The sequence below is a fragment of the Sedimentibacter saalensis genome, assembly GCF_007830175.1.
GTDB lineage: Bacteria > Bacillota > Clostridia > Tissierellales > Sedimentibacteraceae > Sedimentibacter > Sedimentibacter saalensis.
The window spans coordinates 70,801-90,451 of record NZ_VLKH01000002.1; the positions used below are offsets into that span (position 1 = coordinate 70,801).

A 19,651-nucleotide genomic window follows, 5' to 3' on the forward strand; every position below is an offset into this window, starting at 1 on the left:
AACCAAGACTGGCAACTGCCAGTCTTGGAGTGTTATTTAAACAGCATTAAATACTTGTATATCAGTACTGCTGTTTCAGCCCTTGTTGCATTGTTTTTAGGCCTGAAAGTATTGTCTTCGTAGCCGGTTATTATGCCCAGCTCAACTAGTTTCATTATTTCTTCTCTGGACCAGCTGCTGATAAAACTGCTGTCGTTAAATGGTTTGCTTCCTGCTTTAACTTCTTCAAGGCTTCTTCCAATCATTGCAGCGATTTCTTCTCTTGTAATAAAATCATCAGCAGCAAAATAATTTTTACCGTCAATATTTTTACCGTTGACCAGTCCTTTCATTACAGCAGCTTTTACATATGGAACTGCCCACGGAGGTATGTTTTCATTGTCTGCAAACTTAAGTTCAATTCCTTCTGCATCACCAAAATTTATGTTGTAAGCCATTATAAGAAGTTTTATAAATTCTGAACGCTTTATGTATGAATCAGTCTTAAATATTGTCTTACCGCCTGCTTCATACCCGTTTATTATATCAAGGTAGTTCAATCCATAAATATAATCATATCCCCAGAAATCTGCTGCTACATCAGCAAATATAGTTTGAGAAGGATAATTTAAAGCAATATATGTGCCGGGTTTTGTTATATGGGCTGTAACTCTTGTTTTGTCAGAGGACATTTCTCCACCCTTGTAAATCAATGCTTTGATGTTTTCATCAAAGTAGTAGATATACGCTTTGTCAAAGCCGTTCACTGGAAGTGTAAGCTGTGCTGGAACTTTAAAATCAGTCAGAAGGCTTATATAGTAAGGGCTGCTTGCTGCAGAGGCTCCTGATGGAATCTTCATTTTGCTTAAAATACCGGGAATGTCATTATACACATAGATATCTACATTTTCCTGGAAGTACGGCACTGCTCCTTTTGGTACGTTAAGTTCCACACCATCAACAGTCTTAATAATTCCTCCCGATGTAGACATGCTGCTTCCTGCCAGCCATGTAAGTTCTTCTTTAGAATATACCGGCGGATAATAACGGCTTGGCCCCGGTTTTTTATCTCCTGATATTTCAACTGCAATACTGTCGCTTAAGGATGCGTTGTCTGTAACAAATACCTCTGCCTTTATAATTATTGTACCTGCATATTTGGCAGTCAGAATACCATCAGCATTTACAGCTGCCAGATCACTGCCCTGAGTTATGCTGTATTTTACAAGGTTACTCGGCAGTTTCTCACCCAGCACATCATTTTCTGAAACATAAGTGCTAAGCTGTTGCGACATTCCTGTAGTAGTTATTTTATATTCAGGAATCAGTGTTATATCACTTATTTTTGCCATGTCATTTAATACACTTATTTTTTTAGAAGCAACATTTCCGGCTGTGTCCCTCACTTCAATTGTTATTTCAGAAATAAAAGATGTTCCTAAATTAATTTCAGCAGTGAAATTTCCGTTATAATCAGATTCATAGTTCAAATTATTTACAGAAACTACTGCGAAGGGTTCAGTTACACCTGATACATTTATTTTTCCGTTAACTGCAACTTTACCTTCCACCGGTTCAAGTACAACCAGTGAAGGAGCCTTGTTGTCAAGCTCAGCTACATATTCTTCTACCAGAGTGTCTCCCCCTTCATTTTCATATGTGATTATGAAGTAGTTTATACCGTCTGAAAGAGTTAATTTTTCACTGAAGTCTGTTACATATCCACTATGTGAACTCGGCAGTCCTGTTCCGTTTTGGGTTATTTTATATTTAACAGGATGCTCGGATGAACAGTTTATTAACGTATTTTTTGACTTTGTCACATACATGTAGTACAGGTGTTCAATGCCGTCATTATCTTTTTCCACAAATGGCTTTTGATATATTTTGTCATCTGCCGATCTTAATTCGCTGTATACAGTTATTTCTTCAGGAACTGACATTTTAACAAAGCCTGATGCAGGCAAACCTATGGTTTCATCATTATTGATGCTGATAGCATTTAATGAAGTCAACAGCTGAGGCTTCTTACCAACAGCCCTTATGTCAAAATAATATGATTTTGAAGTTGGATTGCCTTTGTCAACCTCATCACCTGGTATGACTATTTCAAACCTGTCAAGCATTTCTCCTGATTTGTCAACTTCATACACTGCAAAAGGAGACCCGGTATCATATTTTTCGTCGGAGCTGTTTTTCCTGTATATGAAATATCTGGATACGCTGTAATCTGCATCCCATGAAAGTTTTATACTATTGTTGCCTATATCTTCTACTAAAAAGTTTTTAGGTGAATCAGGAGTTGCAGGATTAGCAATACTAATTTGACATACTTCGTATGCTGCAACAGTGTTTTCTTTATCAGCCTTTGCATATATAAAGTATGTGCCTGTAGGAAGGTTCAGCTTTTCAGTTGTATAGGTTCCAACTTCTCCATCCTTTGTGGGTGTTGTATATATAATTTCATTCTCCAGCTGCATTTTTTCATTTGTAGAAGGAACAGTGTAATCTTTTGTTGTAACAGTCTGACCGTAAAGAAGATTGCCTTTTCCCCACAAACTAGCCGGATTATGTAACTCATCTTCACTCACGTTATCTGAATTTACAATATACAATCTGAATTTGTCAGGTTCTTTATCCAATACCCACTTTGAAGTAATGGTACCGTCACTGTTGTATTCAGATGTTAAGCTGACTATTTCAGGATTCTGCATTGAAGAATAAGGCAATACTTCCATGCTGCCATTTGTTATAATAGTCCATTGTCCGTCTTCCGGTGAAGCCATGGGAACTGTAACCATGTATTCATTGGCCATACCATCAGCAGAATTATCTATAATTTGTTTAACACCTATGATTTCATTTTGTTCTGCTTCAATATTGACAATTTTTCCTTCAGCATCAATTAAGTCAGTGTTGTTGATGTATTTTACCTTCAGAATTCCTCCTGTACCAGGTCTTATGATTTTAATGCTGTCTTCGTCAAGCTTGTTAAACTGTTCTTCCGTCATTTTCAAAACTAGCATCACATTGCTGTTGTTGGTTAAATTAAGCTCTGTAATGTAATTTAAATTTTCGTCTGCATACTGTGTTGTATCAACAGGAATAAAATTATAACCGTATTCTGCTATGAAGCCATCTCCGTATTCTATTTCTATTCCATTCCTTGAACTTTCCAGTTCTTCCTTCATCTCCAGAAATTCAACCTTATTTGTATAGAAATAATACCTGATGCCAATATCAAGGTTCAAGACATATGCGGAACCTGCTATGCTGTATTCGGTTATTTCGGCTCCTACACCCACCAGAACCAGTCCTCCGATTACAGGTACCAGTTTAGGAACTACTACGTTTAAATTTGCTTTTCCAATGAATCCTTCACCTTCAAAATATGAAACATATACTTTACCTTCAAATACATAATAAAGAATAGTACCTTCAATTCTAATTCCTCTTTTTTCTATATTAGGATCCAGTGTCCACCAGACATATCTTTGATTTACTTCGGCTATATCCATCATATAAACTGCCGCAGAGGCATTGCTCTGATAATGGAAAGCTGAAACTTCTGCTTCTCCGTCTACAGACAATAAGTTGTAGCTTTGAAAGTCTAGGCCTGTAGTATCTGAAAGAGACAAACCAAGGACCATAGTTAGAGGCAGTGCTCCCTTGAATGATAAGTTGTTAAGTCCTCCTGACACTCCTGCTATGCCAAAAGGTATAGGAGGCGCAACAGGTATGGCTTCAGGAAAAGACTCTTTTATGTAGAACTCATCAATTCTGCCTCGCCTGAAACCGACTCGTGACTTTGCTCCTGCAGAAACAGGAAGCATATTTCCTATGCTTACGCCTAATTCCACCACAATATGTTCTTCCTTTGTATTGATTTCAAGAACGGCATCTGTGCCTGATACTAATGATAAGGCAAATGGCATGACAAAAGAAAACCTTCCGTCAATGTTCATTCCATCCTGGTCAAGTGAAATGTTTCCCAGTTCAGCCTGAAAATATCCAATCCCTCCCAACTCTCCTATTAGTTTGTCGACATCTTCATTTGGCACCACTGAATTTGTAAGATATGTAAGAGGGTTTAGTATGCCCATGGAACCATTAATATCAATGCCTGTTTGAGTAAGAATGACCTTGTGGATGGTGATTGGCATATTTTTATATGAAACATCAGTTGTTGAATTAACACCTGGTTTTTCAAGATCATACACCATTCTGACTTTTGTGTCCTCATCACCCATTTCGCCGTCGGCTTCAAACCTGAATCCTGATTTTGCTATTATGGTCTGAGTAACTGCCTTGCTGTTTTGATCTATTATTTCACACCACAGCAGTCCGTTGTTTGAAATCAATGATGCCTGTAAAGGATTTGTGTTAACCAGCAATGTGCCGCCTGAGTAATTCAACGTGTTGTTTATTATAACAGGATTTTTATATTCAGCGCCTAAAGATGTATATGTTCCATCCTTGTTGTCGATGAATATTCCATGTATTGTTATGTATTCTTCTGGTGTGTTGATGCCGTCTTCCTTCATAACAATTGGAAATTGTATGGAGTTTACTAGATTATGTGAATATTGAATGTCTTCTGAAATAACTACAGCACTTTTAAATGTCTTCATATCCTTGTTGTTTCCTGTTGCATCAGCTACAGATACAAACAAATCATATGTGCCAAGAGGAATACCATCAGGAATTGAAAGGCTGAACACATTGTCAGAACTGCTGATTAATGTTTTAGGATCAATATTGAACGACTGACTTCCTTTAATTAACTTTGCCTCCATAATTTGATTAATGGCACTGCCGAAAACATCAAAGCCGCTGCCATTTACAGAGACGGTTCTTGATTTGTCATAAACATAAAAAGGAGTCTTAGGTGCATAGTCGAGAAAAGCTATATTAGGCAATCCACCAACTGAACCTTCCATAATTAGTATTTTAGTAATCCTTTGAGTTACCTTTCCTTCTGCCCTGAAAATTACAGAGTAGGCAGAAACAGTATAGTTTTCCTGAACCTTTGGTCTTATTTTCCATATACTTCTGTGATAGCTCCCTTTTGTCAGGCTGCTGATAACAGTTTTTTGTTCTCCTTCAACAAGTGTTAATTCATCAGGCAGCTCCAGTTCTATTTGTGCGCTGGATATATTTGTTGAATTGTCAAAATTATTATCAATGTTAAATTCTGCACTTACAAATTCTGTTGTATAACCTGATTTATCCTGCTTCATGTTGAGTTTGTCAGTTCCCTGCAGGCTTATTCTGTAACTTGCAGCATCACCGGCTGAAGAAGCATCTCCCACTCCATAAGCAGTATCGATTGTCAAGGATTCCCCTTGTTTAACTTCTTCAGGGTTCCAGTACATAACTGCACAGCTGTCCTTTACGGCATAATCCACAGTAGAATTTTCTGGGTATATTCCATTAGGACCATCATAGGGAAGATTGTCAACAAGAACTTGAATTATGGATTTATTTCTGTCTATGGTGTAGTCCCATTTTGTTTGCGAAACATCACCCCATGCTGCAAACTGAAGTTTATCAGGTTTTGAAAGGCCTTCTCCTGATACAGCCCCTACTGCAATAATCTCAGGAGAAATATATTGATTATAGGCATACCAGATTGTAGGTATTTCATCTCCCCTAAATTCAGATTCTTTATATATAAATCCTTGCCCCGGTATGGTAAGTGCAGGGCAATCAACCAGGCCTATTTTTGTATCTAGAAGCATGCGCAGCCCAACATTTTTCGAATTTGATGACTTGTTTATTATTTCGTATGATACATAGACATTTCCAATGCTTGGGAGCTTTGGATTTGTCATTAGAGTAAGTCTTTGTTTTATTGTGACGCCTTTAACTGCCCACTCGCTTACAATGCTGTTTGTATCGGTTTCAACATATGGTGCTGTTGTGTAATGACCATTTAATCCCATAAAATCATAAGAATTGCCAAATATAAAGTCTTCTCCGTCAATTCTGACAGTGGTATATGATGTTTCAGGGCTTTGAAACCTATTGCCATACAATAAATCCTGATTGTCATCTGAACTTTTATTTGGAATGCCGCTGAGTGTTTCAGCTATAAATCGTCCTGACTGTTTATCTGCAGTAACTCTTATGACACCGTTGTTAATCTGAACCACCGGATCATTCCATTCACTTGTACCGGCATAGGCTACAGGAGAATAACAAATTGAAAAAATAATGGAAATACACAATATAACAGAAATTATTTTATTGGTTTTATTCATATTGCACTCCTTTCTGTAAAGTTACAGATGCGGCCGCAGCCGCATCTGTACTTTCTATTTGTAGAAGTTAAGCTTGATTATTCGGGTATTTCTTTCCTGATCCTGCACGAACAAAGTATATATGCCGGAATCAGCTGACATTGTTCCAAGTTTTGACAGAAAGCTTCCGTTTCTTTTAAAATAGGAATTGTCATAACTTTCACTCTCACCTTTTTTGTACTTGGCTGTATAATTTCCCTCTATACCTACAAATTCAATATATACTGTACCGGTACTAGGTATTTTGATATTTGTTATTGCCTGGCTTTTTAAATCCACTATTTCATTTTCTACCACAGCAACTGCTGAACTTATATCAAGTACATGAACACGCCTTGTTTTGCTGCTTGTGTTGCCGGCTGTATCAGTTGCTGTATACGTTAAAGTATAATAACTGTTTCCGGTTGCAGCAGATGTATCAACACTGCCTGTAACGGTTAATCCCTTAGTAACATCCCCGTCACGTTTATCAAAAGCAGTGGCTCCTTTATCATAATATTTTTCACCAACTTTTATATAGACAGCTTCTCTTCCATTAATGCTTATTAACGGAGGATCCATGTCAATATTTGTTACCGGAACTATTATTGTTCCTGTATTGCCGTATTTGTTGCTTACTTCAACTGAATATTTACCGTTTGAACTTACAGTCATTGTACCTGTCAGATTATTTCCTGAACTGCACGGTGCTAAAACAATGTCTTTTAGTCCATTTTTTAACTTGGCATTTTCTGATACTCCGTCAACTATTGTAAATTTTATTTCTACAGGCTTATTTGTAACTGTTTTTGAATATTCAACATATACAACGGGTATACGCTTATTAATCCATGTTACATTTGCTGTCAGCGTTCCTTCTTCAAGATCGGGCTGAACAACATTGATTTCTCTGTAGTTGAAATCTTTGGTGCCGTTTTCTTTGAAAACATAGGTTGGAGAAGCATTTTTTTCAATTTGTTCTATATTTCCATTTCCATCAATTACTTCAACTACCTCAAATCTTTTAATAGGCTTGTTTGACAGCATGGATACTACAACATCTCTGTTTGTGAAATCAGTTGTACTGTAATTAAGCTGAGTCAACAGATCATTTCTGTCTATTTCATCAATTAAAAGATTGTAGTTCATTGAATTTCCCAATATATCTGTGAAGGTAAGGTTTTGCTGCCATATTGGATTTGTTTCACTGGTTGATGGTTTGTACGGTAAAACATATTTGTATGCATATTCAGTGTTTGATTCAAAAACGTCCTCCTTTGTAAACTCAGAAGAACCGTTTATTTTTACAGGTCTTGATTTTAAATCCACATGAGGAAATTCAATTTCAACTATTATATTTTGCTTAGTCTTAAATCCTTCAGGTATTTGAATAGTTTTCTCTCCCACATCAACCACTGAATCATCATCTGTGTCATACCAAACATATTTTGATATTTTAGGAACCGGACAAATTTTGTCTATCCAGTCTGTTGCTGCAACATATTCCTTCAATGTTTTATCCTCATCCAGAACAATGAAGCTGTACTTCCCGTTTCTGTTAAATGTATGAGAATTTATGCCGTTATTGTTTATAACTTTCATTGATGGATTTAATGAAGCTGTTACATCTTCATTTGTAATCTCAGGCCCGGCAGGCAAGTATGTTATTGCAGAGGATGAAGTTACAGCTGTGATTTCCGGAGCAAAATTTTCATCAATATAATTTATCGATATACCATAAGGATTCGGAAGAACATAACCATTGGCAAATTTTATATTGAATCTATAGCTTGCATTTCTGTAAAATACTGCAGTTGCAATTGTCTTTGTTCCTTCATACTCAACATTTGTTACAACGCCATACTTATCTTCAATCACTGCACCAAGAGGCATATATATTGACGCAGTCACCGGTCCTGTAGTTTTTTCTTCAGGCTTCGTTGCAGGTTTTAATACTGCTGTTATATCACTTTCTGAATATTGAACAGAATCAAAAGTCAGCTTGTAGAAGTCTATTCCATCATCATAAATCAGCAAGTAGTCTCCCTCATAAAATACTTCGGCCGTGCCTTCCATATTAAAAGAGAAAACTGTTCCGCTTTTGGAGATTAACTTGTATTTCAAATAGTCGTCTTTATTTGTTAATGTTATTGTTCTGTTGGAAATTGAATAAACAGGTGCTGCATATGTTTCGTTGATTTCAGATTCTATTTTGTTGCCCTTATCAAAACCATTAATAACAACATTGCAGCTTATGGCGCTTCCGCTGGTAACTAGGGCTGCCATTCCAACTGCCTTACTGTCAGAAATTTTATACATGTCAGTCAATTTTATGGCCGTACCTGAAGTTGTACTGAAATGGTCAAATACTTCCACCTTAGCCAGTTTATCCATATTTTCAGGCAGCAGTTCAATTATTATTGGAAACAGATGTCCGTCTGATGATTTTCCCGAACTTATTGCTGCATCAATGTTTTCCAAGGCAGTGTCAGGCAGTGTCAGCTCATCTGACCGGTAAATGTTGTTCCATGCTTTTGCCAACATGTAAATGCTGTTGTTAAAAATGTTTTTCTTAAAATTGTGTGTAATGTCAAATCCTGAAGTACCGGTCCTGGCGGTGGTCCAATTTTCAGGAATTTCCCATGGATGTTTGATCCATCCATATGAAATTTCCGTATTGTCCTGGCTTGCCGATATATGCACTCCTTGTGGTAAATGGTCAGGAAGATTATTTATTGTCACAAAGTACTCAGGAAGATGGTGCACAATGTTTAAGGGCTTAAATGATTTAAAAATTGTTAAATTGTCTGATGAATTGAAAACTTCAATATTGTCGAGAGTGTAATTTCCTCCCATTCCATCTGTGTCAACCAGATCCGGATAAGGAATATTAATGACGGAAACGTTTGTTGTACCCTCTTCCTTTGTGAAGTCAACTGCGTATTTCTTTACAACATTTCTATTTTCATCACCTGATTCATGTTTCCACGTTGTTTTAACCATGTCAGCTTTAATTAAACCCTCAATGGAACTTAAACGGTCATCAACTGCAATAAGGACGCTCCTTTCATCAATGGCCTTGTCGGTTGCAGTAATTAAAAACCTTTTGCTGTTAATTTGTTCATTCAACACATGAAATGGACCGTATATTTTTTCTGCATGTTTTTTTGATGAGTTTTCTGAATAGACAGCAAGGTAATAAGTTTTGTAAAGTTCATCACCTTCTAAATCCGGCACTTGTGCTGAAAATTCTATTTTGTTTGAAGATATGGCTACAGCTGTGCCATTTATAGCACCTGAAGTAGTAACTAATGAATTATGAATGTTTTCTACCCATCCATAATTCAATTTTGTCATGTCAACCAATATTTCTTCTGCTCTTACAGTTATGGGTTCGCTGTTGTAATCAGTTGCTGTCTTGTATAGATCAGAAGTACCCTTTATAAGCATAACGCTTGGAGGTATATTGGTTTTTTTGATTACGGTAATATTATTGTTAAACACCTGGACATTATTAGCTGTTAAATACTTTAAATGAACTCTCTTTTCACCGGACAGTTTAATGAACTCGTCTCCTGCCTTCTCCATATTTGTAAGTGATGCCCTGAAGCTGGCGCTCATCTTATCAGGATTTGCTGGATCAGAATTAGAAAATTCAGTTCTAACAAGAGTGTTGTCACCAAATCCCGTATCCCATTTATCTTTTTCTAACAAAACAGCCCCTGCATATATGCTTCCTTCTTCATTGAGAATATTCTCTTTGAAAGCAGTTATGTCTCTTCCGCAAATTTCAATTTGCACATCAGACAATACAGCATATTTTTTATTATAATTTATTGTAAAATCAAGATTTTGAGTTGCTTCATTGTATAATACATTGGTACATGACACATTTGGACTTTCAATGTTCACATCAATTTTTTTTACAGTTACATCACCGTATATGGAATAAAGAGCTAACGTAAACGTATAGCTTCCTGTTGAATTTGATATGTCGGAAATTGGTATACTGAATTTACCTGTTCCAAAATCTTTAATTTCTGTTAAACCAGGAGGAGTCAAGTAAGATGATGTATCCCCTTTGCGGCTTATAAACCATTTGATTTTGCTGAACTTTTCTTTGCTTGAAGCATCTATTACAAACCCGATTTCTTTTGTGTGGTTTCTAACTGCAGCATAATGGGATTCCACCGTATCACCTGAAGGTGTTTGACCTGTGCATTCACACCCAAGATTTGTAAAAATTCCGTTTAATGGATAACTCTGCAACAAATTTACTTTGTTTGGTTCACCTGTAATTCCAACAACAGGAGTTGCAAGACTGCCTGTTCTGTACTTTATGCCTGAAACATCATCATGCATGTAAGGTATTACATAAAGATAGCCTTCAGCAAAAAGTGGCTGGAGGAATTCACCCGTTATGTCAGATTTGACAGGTATTTTAATTTGTTCTGTTTCACCTGTATAAGCACCTGATTGTTCCCGTTTAAACTTAACTACCTGCCAGGTTGAAGGGTTTTCGGTTAAAATTGAGTCGTTCTTTACGCTGCTCCACTTGTAGCGAATTTCGGCTGAACTTAATTTTTCTTTTGGAATTACAGATGTATCAACCTTTAAAGTCATGTTTGTAAGAGCAAAATCAGCATCTGCCTTTACATCATTTTCTGATATGGCAAAATGAGCTGTGCTGTTCTGCAATGTAAATTTTATGGGGTCACTGTTTCCTATTGAAAAAACATTGAAATACAATGAACTTGAATTTTTAGCCAGGTCATAAGAATATGCGTTTACGTAGTAATTGCCGGTAATTAACTGTTCTGGTATTTCAATAGTCTTATTTTTTACAGCGTTTGAAATTTCTTGCTTTTCCGTATCACCAACATCGTATATATTAATTATATTTGTTATACTGCCTAAAGATACAGAATAACCTACATTTGAAAGTCCATAATCATCTCTGAAACCAATTTTGTTAGTTGCAGAATGAGACCAGTAAGGTTTTCCAAGGTCGATTGCTTTGCCAAGCTGCGATATATTTTCCATTGACTGAGTAATTCTGTTGCCTAATGTATCTTTTGCGTTTAAGACGCTGAGCCTTAATTTGTCGTAATGATATCCGAATATCTGTGAAGTATCTATTCTGAACTTGTATGTTACATTTCCTGTGCTGTAATCAAATTTTTCTTCGCCAACATATATCAGATTTGCCGAAACTTCATATTTGTCAGGATAAAAGCCGTCTGCAGCTCTTGTGAGAATTACTTTATTTCCAATATCAAAGGTGCAGTCCTCATCCATGGTCACATAAATTGAAGGGTCATTCTTGTTTATGTCCTGCCTAATGAACTGATTTCCATACTGGTCTGTTGCCGTATCGGATATGCCGACAACCTTGGGAGGGGTTTTGTCAATAATTTTCCCATATATGGAATGGACGTCAAAATTCAGGGCTTTGTTTAAAACCCCTCCTCTTCTTTCTCCGTATGCGCTGAAAATAAGATAATATGCATCACTGCGTATATATGGACTGGTTACGCTTATATTGCCCCATTTGTTGTTCATGTCATATTCTGCACTTGAATATTCTGTCAGGTAAGCTCCTCCGCTGCTGTAAGGAATTATGACTGCCTTGCCAAAATCACCGTCATAATCATAGTTTCTTGCATTTACCGTGCACTCAGCGTAAAGGTCCCCTTTTTTAACTGCTCCAAGGAGCCTGCTTTTTTTCAGGTCTATGCAAAATCCGAAAGAACCTGTGGGTCTTTCGCCAGGAGTTACATAGCCTATGGTGTTGTCTATTTTTCTTGTCCAGTAAGCATCAGGATCGGTAAAAAAGATATCATCGTACAAAGGTCCGGTTCCTTTTTTGGGCAAAGGGGTGTTTTCATTGCTGAAATCGTACAACAGGTCCATGTACTGATAATTGCTTTTCATGAGCACATTGTCCATTGCTGGAACGGCAGTGCCTGCATATGCATTGTTCAATGGAATCATTGCTACAATCATCATGATAGCCAAAAACAATGATAAAATTTTTTTAAACATTTTCAACCTCCTTTCTCAGATTTAATTTTTACGATTGGAACAATTTCTTCTATGTTAAGGTTTACCTGAAATGTTCCAGTGTTCCATTCAAGATGAGTTGGAAAAACTTCAACCGCCTTCCATACACATTCATCTTTAAGAGGACTGAAACGAAACTGCATCAACATGTTGCTGAAGGGGAATTCAACATTTCTGCCATTTGAAAATTCAATGCTTAAAGTATAATCATCTTTTGGAACTGCATTTTTAAAATATAGTATCAACATCACCTCCCGCAAAAAAAATTCCCCTATATTTTACATTATAGGGGATTTTTTTCAGTCTTCCATCGGTCAAAAAGACGTATTTATATGATATTAAGCTTAGCTGCTTTGTCAATTGCTTCACTTTTTTTGTTTACTTCCAGCTTTTGATAAATGTTTTGAATGTGTGTTCTTACAGTTGCAGCTGAAATTATGAGTTTTTCAGCTATTTCGCTGCGGCTCATACCCTTAGACACAAGTTTCAGCACTTCCACTTCTCTTGAAGTAAGAACGATTTTATTGAAGTTCGAAACAATTTCATCATATCGTGAGCACATTTTTATAATTTTTGAAACATACTCCATGTTCAAACCATCATCTATACATACAAGATTTAAAACAGAAATCAGTCTTGCTCTGTTTTCAGCAAAAGGCATTATTATTTTGTCTTCCTGTCCAATGAGGAGAGCTTTTAAAAGCCATGATTTTGCTTTGCTCATTTCACCTCTGTTATAGGCTGCAATGGACAAATTTATGTAATTATGAAGAAAACCCAGTTGATTATTAAAAATCCCGAAATAATTGGTGAACGTTTCGCACAGCGCTTCTGCTTTTGACCAATTTTCTGACAATATGAGGGATTTTCCATACACAACATAGGAAAATACTGCCCCTTGCATAAGAAGAGAATTGATGGTCATATCGCCCTCACGTATCCATTTTGGAATTTTTTCATATTCTCCGGTACAGGCGTATATGTAGCCAAGACACAGGTCATAAGTGTTGAGAAGTATTGATTCTATATTTGATGAAACATCATGGCCTAAGTTTCCAAGCATGGAAATAGCTTCAGAATACCTGTTCTCAATAATATAAATTCTGGCAAGAGTAAAAGCTGCACAAACAGCCATTGATGTTTGATGTCTTGATTTTGCCTCATATAAAGATTTAATTGCAAAGATTTCAGCATTAGATAAATCTCCTGTTTCCAGACAATATTCAGCTGCACACAGTGATTCAGAGCCAACACCTGCACCTCCAGATGCCCTAGCATATTTCTCAAGGGGAGTTTCGGAAATTTTTTTATATGTTCCGGGTTCTTTGTAATAAATGTAGCTCAGATGCGGGCTTCCAAAGGAAAAAGGTCCTTGAAAGCTTGAAATGACTGATGCTTTTCCATCGAGTAACTTAAGGACTTCATCTGTATGATAAATCATCGTGTCCAGATCATTGAATGATAAAAAAACTCTGATAAGGTGAATTGCAGCTTTTATTTCTATCAAGTCATTGTTTGAATAGTTTCTGTTCGGCAATTCTTCTTCAAAATTATTTAAAAGGCTGGCGCCTTTTTTCTTATCTCCGGTTATAATAAACATTAATATAAATTTTAGATATGCTATTGGATGGTTGTTGAAATGATCAGCAGGTATATGTTCAAAATAATGGAACATCATGGGTCTGTCAGAGGACCTTACATACAGTGCCGGCTTCTCCAACTCTTTGAGCATGGTATCAAAATCCTCACCCTTGAACAAATAGTAAAATCCATGGTTGATGTTGTTTCTTCCAATATGCCATAATCCTGCCCGTCTGTAAATTTCTTGAATATTAATTTCTGAATTAACAGCTTCCTTATATAAAAAACTTCTAAAGACACTGTGTATTGTATATTTCTTAATTGTTAAATCAAAATTTATAAATGCATTTTCACTGCTTAGCCTTTCTATGTCTTTCCCAATATTCTCAATGCCTGTGCTGTAAGCTGCCATTTCAGAGGTAAAATCATCCAATACTGACAATGAACAAAGCACTTGCCTTGTTTTCATGTCATAAGAATCGTAAAGAGCTTTTTTAAGAAGCTCATTTATTTCGGTTATATTTTCTAAAGGCATGCCATAGGTCAATCCGCGGTAAAAAAGGTAAAGTGCTGCAGCCCAGCCCCCGGTCAGATTTTGGATGTGTGAAATTTCATCTTTGCTGATGTACATTGACATGTTAATAAAGTATTTTTTTATATCTTCATTGCTGAATTTTAAGGTTTTCTGGTCTATGGTGCACACAAGATTTTTTGCGGACAATTCTTTAATATCATATTTCAGCAGGTATCGGCTTATTATTACAAGGTGGCAGTTTGGAATGCAATATTTTATTATAGAAATGAGAAAGTTTGTAAGCAAATCATTTTCTGCATACTGATAATCATCAAGTACTAGAACAAAGTCTTCAGGTGGTGAAAATTTTTTCAATAGATCAATAATTCTTGAACGCTGCATGTTGTCCAGAGGAAATCCAAGTCCATCCAATGTCTTTCCAAGTTCTTCATTGACTCCGGTCAATCTGGTTGTTAAAACACGCCAAAAATATCCGGTATCCATTGATGCTTCATTCAAAGAAATCCAGATATGTCTTAAGCCGCTGCCTGATAAGAATTGTTTTACAGCTGTAGACTTTCCATAACCCATTGGTGCTGTGATTATTGTCAGAGGATGTCTGCCGATGTTTGTTAATTCTTTGTTAATCCTTGGTATGTAAATAATTGAATTATTTTGCATATTATTCCCCCCATTTAATAATATCATAAAATTTACAATTTTCAACATTTAAAATGGATATATATGCCAAAAAATCCGCAATGACTGCGGATTTTTTCTATAATTTACTTTTCACTTCTTCAAACTCCATCATTTTTTCAAGAGACAGCATAACACCCAGCTTGCAGTGGTCATAAAACAATCCGCCCTGTATGTATGCTATGTATGGAGGTCTCATTGGTGCATCGGCGCTTAATTCTATTGATGAACCTGACACGAAGGCACCTGAAGCCATGATTACCTGGTTTGAGTATCCCGGCATATCCCATGGAACAGGTGAAACATGAGCATCAACAGGTGAGGCGTTTTGAACTGCTTCACAAATTTTGACAACCATGTCCTTGTTGTTGAACTTAATTGCCTGAACAATATCGCTTCTTTGTTCTTCCAGTGCAGGAGTAACTTCAAATCCAAGGGAACTAAAAACTCCTCCGAACAACATTGCACCTTTTACTGCTTCACTAACTATATGAGGAGCAAAGAATAGCCCTTGCAGTGTGTTTCTGGTTGTACCAAATGTAAGACCTATTTCCTTTCCAACTCCCGGTGCTGTAAGACGATTTGCTACACGGTCTATTATTGCTTTTTTGCCTGCCACATATCCTCCGGAAAGAGCAATTCCTCCTCCGGGATTCTTGATCAAGGATCCTACTATTACATCGGCTCCTATGTCAGAGGGTTCAATTTCATCTACGAATTCTCCGTAACAGTTATCAACCATTATATAAATGTTAGGATATACTTCTCTGATTTTTGCTATTGCATTTTTTATTTTTTCAATTGTAAGAGCAGGTCTGAAGCTGTATCCTGTGGAGCGCTGAATCATGAGAAGCTTTGTCTTCATAGTAACAGCCTTTATTGCACTTTCCCAATCGATGTCGTTGTTGTAAAGAGGAATTTCCTTATATATTATTCCTGCTTCCTTCAAATTGCAGGGTTCATTTCCTTCTTCTCCAAGGACAGTCAATAATGTGTCATATGGACGTCCTGATATGGCAATGGCTTCGTCACCATACTGAAGTATGGCTGATAGTGTAAGGTAAAGAGCATGTGTTCCTGAAGCTATGGAAGGTCTTACAAGTGCATCTTCAGTATGAAAGACAGAAGCAAATATTTTTTCTGCTTTTTCTCTCCCCACATCATCGTATCCATATCCTGTGTTCCAGTAAAAGTTTGTGTAGTCAAGCTTGTGTTCCTGCATTGCATAAATTACTTTATATTGATTTGCTTCCCTTGTTTTTTCTATTTTATCAAAATATTTTTCTTTTAAATCTTTTTCTATTTTTGTAACATAATTATAAACAGTTTCGCTTATGCCAAACTGTTTACATAATATTTCTTCTGTCGACATTTATTACTCCTCTATAATTTCGTTGCTGAAAAGTCTTACCTGCTTGTATGGCAGTATTGATGTTATTGCATGTTTGTAAACAAGCTGCTGCCCCTTGTCTGTTTCAATAAAAACCACATAGTTGTCAAAGCCTATTACTGTGCCTGTAAGTTTATAACCGTTGTTTAAAAATATAGTTATTGTTATTTTTTCTCTTCTGACATTGTTTAAAAAAGCGTCCTGCAAATTGATTGAATTCATACAATCTCTCCTTTCATGGTTAAATAAGGTCTAGGTAATCATATATATTTTCTAAAGATGCATCAATTTTATTTACATCTTCAATGTCAAACCATTTCACATTTTCATCCTTTAAAAACCATGTGAACTGCCTTTTGGCAAAATGTCTGGTATTTTGCTTGAGAATGTTTACGGCTTCTTCAAAAGTGATGTTTCCTTCTAGAAATTCTATAATCTCTTTATACCCTATTGCTTGCATTGAAATCAGGTTTTTTTCAAAACCTTTGTCGAGAAGTGATTTTACTTCTTCTACCAGTCCTTCATTTATCATTTTATCAACCCTTTGGTTAATTCTTTCATAAAGGATCTTTCTGTCCATGCTTAGACCAATAAGTATGAAGTCATACTTGCTGCTTTTTTTTCTTATGTCAGTGTTCGTTTCTGAAAACTTTCTTCCTGTGAGGTCATAAACCTCCAATGCGCGTATTACGCGCTTTACATTATTTTTGTGTATTTTTTCTGCAGATTCAGGATCAATTTTCTTTAGTTTTTCATAAAGAGCATCTTCACCGTGTTCCTTATGATAATAAGTGTAATAGTCTCTTAGTTTTTCATTGGATTTTGCATTGGAAAAATCAAGATCATATATGAGGGAATTCACGTAAAGGCCGCTTCCTCCAACAATTACGGGAACCTTTCCTCTTGAAATAATTTCGTCGATGTTTTTTTCTGCTTCTCTTTTAAAATCCGAAACAGAATAATTTTCATCAGGATAGACCAAATCAATCATATGATGTTTTATCCCCTGCATTTCCTCAGTTTTGATTTTTGCGGTACCCACATCCATACCCTTATAAATCTGCATTGAGTCTGCTGAGATTATTTCAGTGCCCAGCTTTTTTGCAAGCTCAATTGAAACATAAGTCTTTCCAACAGCAGTAGGTCCGACTATAACTATTATTTTATTACTCATTTTAAATTTCCTTTAACTTTGGATTCTTTCAAACATTTTTTCTATTTCATATTTTGTCATTTTGATTATTACCGGCCTTCCGTGAGGGCACGTATACGGATTTTCTGTTTGTTTAAGATTATCCAGCAGTGCTCTTACTTCTGATATATGCAATCTGTCTCCAGCCTTAACGGATTTGACGCATGCGTTCTTAATAATTTTGTCAAGGAGTAGGTTTAAGTTGGATTTGCCAGAGTCTTTCAACGAATCCAAAATGGTGAAAAATACGTCCTTGATATTTGAATCTACGAATATGGTCGGCACATTATTTATAAGTATAGCATTTATTCCAAAGTTTTCAACGGAAAATCCTAAATTTTCGAAAATTTCCATATTATTTGATGCTGTGCAAAAGTCATCATATGACAAATTTACAACTTCAGGCACTAAAAGTTCCTGTCTAATGATTTGGTTTTTGTTGTACTGTCCAAGAAATTTCTCGTAGTTTATTCTTTCGTGGGCAGCGTGCTGGTCGATCATAAACATCTGGTTTTTTTCCGGATTTTCGCAGATTATATATGTGTCCATGACAATTCCAACAACAACAAGCTCCGGAATTTTTTGTTCAGTTTGCTCCTCATGTTCTAAAAACGTGTGCTGCATGGGAGTGTTTATGCTAATTTCGTCTTCTGCATAATCTAGTTGCTTATGATCATTTTCTTCAAAGATATCCATGTGGCATAAATCGGCATATTTATGGTTACTGGATTCTTCTTCTATGGCATTTTCAAAAATATCAACTGTGTTATTATCAGTGAAGCTTACTTCCTTGAACTTTATGTTATCATAATTTGAACTGTCAGAATAATCCGTGCCATCATAAAGGGACGTTTTATCTTTATTTATTCTTTCAAATACAGAAAAATTGTTTGAGGGTTCTTTTGTTGCCCTATGTTCTTCTCTTAAATAAATATCGTTTGTTACTTCCTTCATTATGCTCTTAGAGTTAAGTGATTTGTATATAGCTCTTTTTACTTCATTTAAGATGAATTCCTCATTTTGGAAGCGCACTTCAGTCTTGGCCGGATGCACATTTACATCAACAAGCCATGGATCTATTTCAATTTTTAAAAAGCATGCAGGATATTTATTTTTTGGCAGAAGCGTGTTGTATGCAGCCTCAATAAAATAATTTATTCTCTTGTGTTTTATGAATCTGTCGTTGACAAATACAACCTGCTGCTTTCTGTTGCCTCTGTAGTAATTAAGATTTGTTGTATAACCATTTATTTTTATGTTGTTCTCTTCATATTCCACTTTCAAAAGTGAATTGTACAAATCCTTATCGTAGAGGCTTGAAATTGTGTTTAAAAGGTTTGTTGTCTTGGGCGTTCTGAATGCCACGGAGCCGTTGTTCACATATTTAAATGAAATATTTTGTTTGCTCAGTGCAAGTGACACAACGACTTCATTTACGCCTCCGCTCTCTGACGCATCGCTTTTTAAGAACTTTTTCCTGGCCGGAACATTGTAAAACAGCTCTGTCACCGTGATAGTTGTTCCAACAGGGCATCCCACATCTTCCTTTAATTTAATTTCTCCGCCTTCAATTGACATCTTTATACCGTAGTCATCATTTGCAGTACGTGTTATCACTTCCACATGAGCAACTGCTGCAATGCTTGCCAGTGCTTCTCCTCTGAAACCAAGAGTGAAAAGAGAATTAAGATCGTCTGATGATTCAATTTTGCTGGTGCAGTGTCTTCTAAAGGCATCCTCAACTTCATCCTTGTTGATTCCTTTACCGTTATCTGATATTCTGACTAAACTCTTACCGCCGTTTTTAATTTCAACTATAATTTCATCAGCTTTGGCGTCGATGGAATTTTCAACAAGTTCCTTCACTATTGATTTAGGGCTTTCAATAACCTCGCCTGCAGCAATTTTGTTGATTGTTTCGTTGTCCAACAAATGTATTTTAGCCATGGTCC

8 protein-coding genes are annotated in these 19,651 nt (G+C 36.3%); all 8 read right to left on the minus strand.

Annotated features, from left to right (window positions below; genetic code table 11):
- Positions 1 to 32: 32 nt before the first annotated feature.
- Entirely contained in the window at positions 33 to 6,242 is a 6,210-nt protein-coding gene (locus tag LY60_RS03260; RefSeq protein ID WP_145079950.1) for an S-layer homology domain-containing protein, read from the minus strand.
- A gap of 54 nt (positions 6,243 to 6,296) precedes the next feature.
- Positions 6,297 to 12,305 (minus strand): DUF5011 domain-containing protein, encoded by a 6,009-nt coding sequence (locus LY60_RS03265; protein WP_145079953.1) that lies wholly within the window; start codon positions 12,303 to 12,305, stop codon positions 6,297 to 6,299.
- Between the two features lie 2 nt (positions 12,306 to 12,307).
- Entirely contained in the window at positions 12,308 to 12,568 is a 261-nt protein-coding gene (locus LY60_RS03270; protein WP_212633444.1) for a DUF2442 domain-containing protein, read from the minus strand.
- 83 nt (positions 12,569 to 12,651) lie between these two features.
- Positions 12,652 to 15,099: a LuxR C-terminal-related transcriptional regulator gene (locus LY60_RS03275; protein ID WP_170226094.1), complete on the minus strand. Its 2,448-nt coding sequence runs from the start codon at positions 15,097 to 15,099 to the stop codon at positions 12,652 to 12,654.
- A 97-nt stretch (positions 15,100 to 15,196) separates the two neighbouring features.
- Entirely contained in the window at positions 15,197 to 16,489 is a 1,293-nt protein-coding gene (locus tag LY60_RS03280) for a methionine gamma-lyase family protein (protein ID WP_145079962.1), read from the minus strand.
- Positions 16,490 to 16,492: 3 nt separating this feature from the next.
- Positions 16,493 to 16,729, minus strand: a complete 237-nt coding sequence (gene hfq, locus LY60_RS03285; RefSeq protein ID WP_019227016.1) for an RNA chaperone Hfq — start codon at positions 16,727 to 16,729, stop codon at positions 16,493 to 16,495.
- A 19-nt stretch (positions 16,730 to 16,748) separates the two neighbouring features.
- A complete protein-coding gene (gene miaA, locus LY60_RS03290) occupies positions 16,749 to 17,681 on the minus strand; it encodes a tRNA (adenosine(37)-N6)-dimethylallyltransferase MiaA (RefSeq protein ID WP_145079965.1) in 933 nt (310 codons plus the stop codon).
- Between the two features lie 12 nt (positions 17,682 to 17,693).
- Positions 17,694 to 19,646 carry a DNA mismatch repair endonuclease MutL gene (gene mutL / locus LY60_RS03295; protein ID WP_145079968.1) on the minus strand — a complete coding sequence of 651 codons (1,953 nt, stop codon included), beginning with the start codon at positions 19,644 to 19,646 and terminating at the stop codon, positions 17,694 to 17,696.
- Positions 19,647 to 19,651 lie beyond the last annotated feature (5 nt).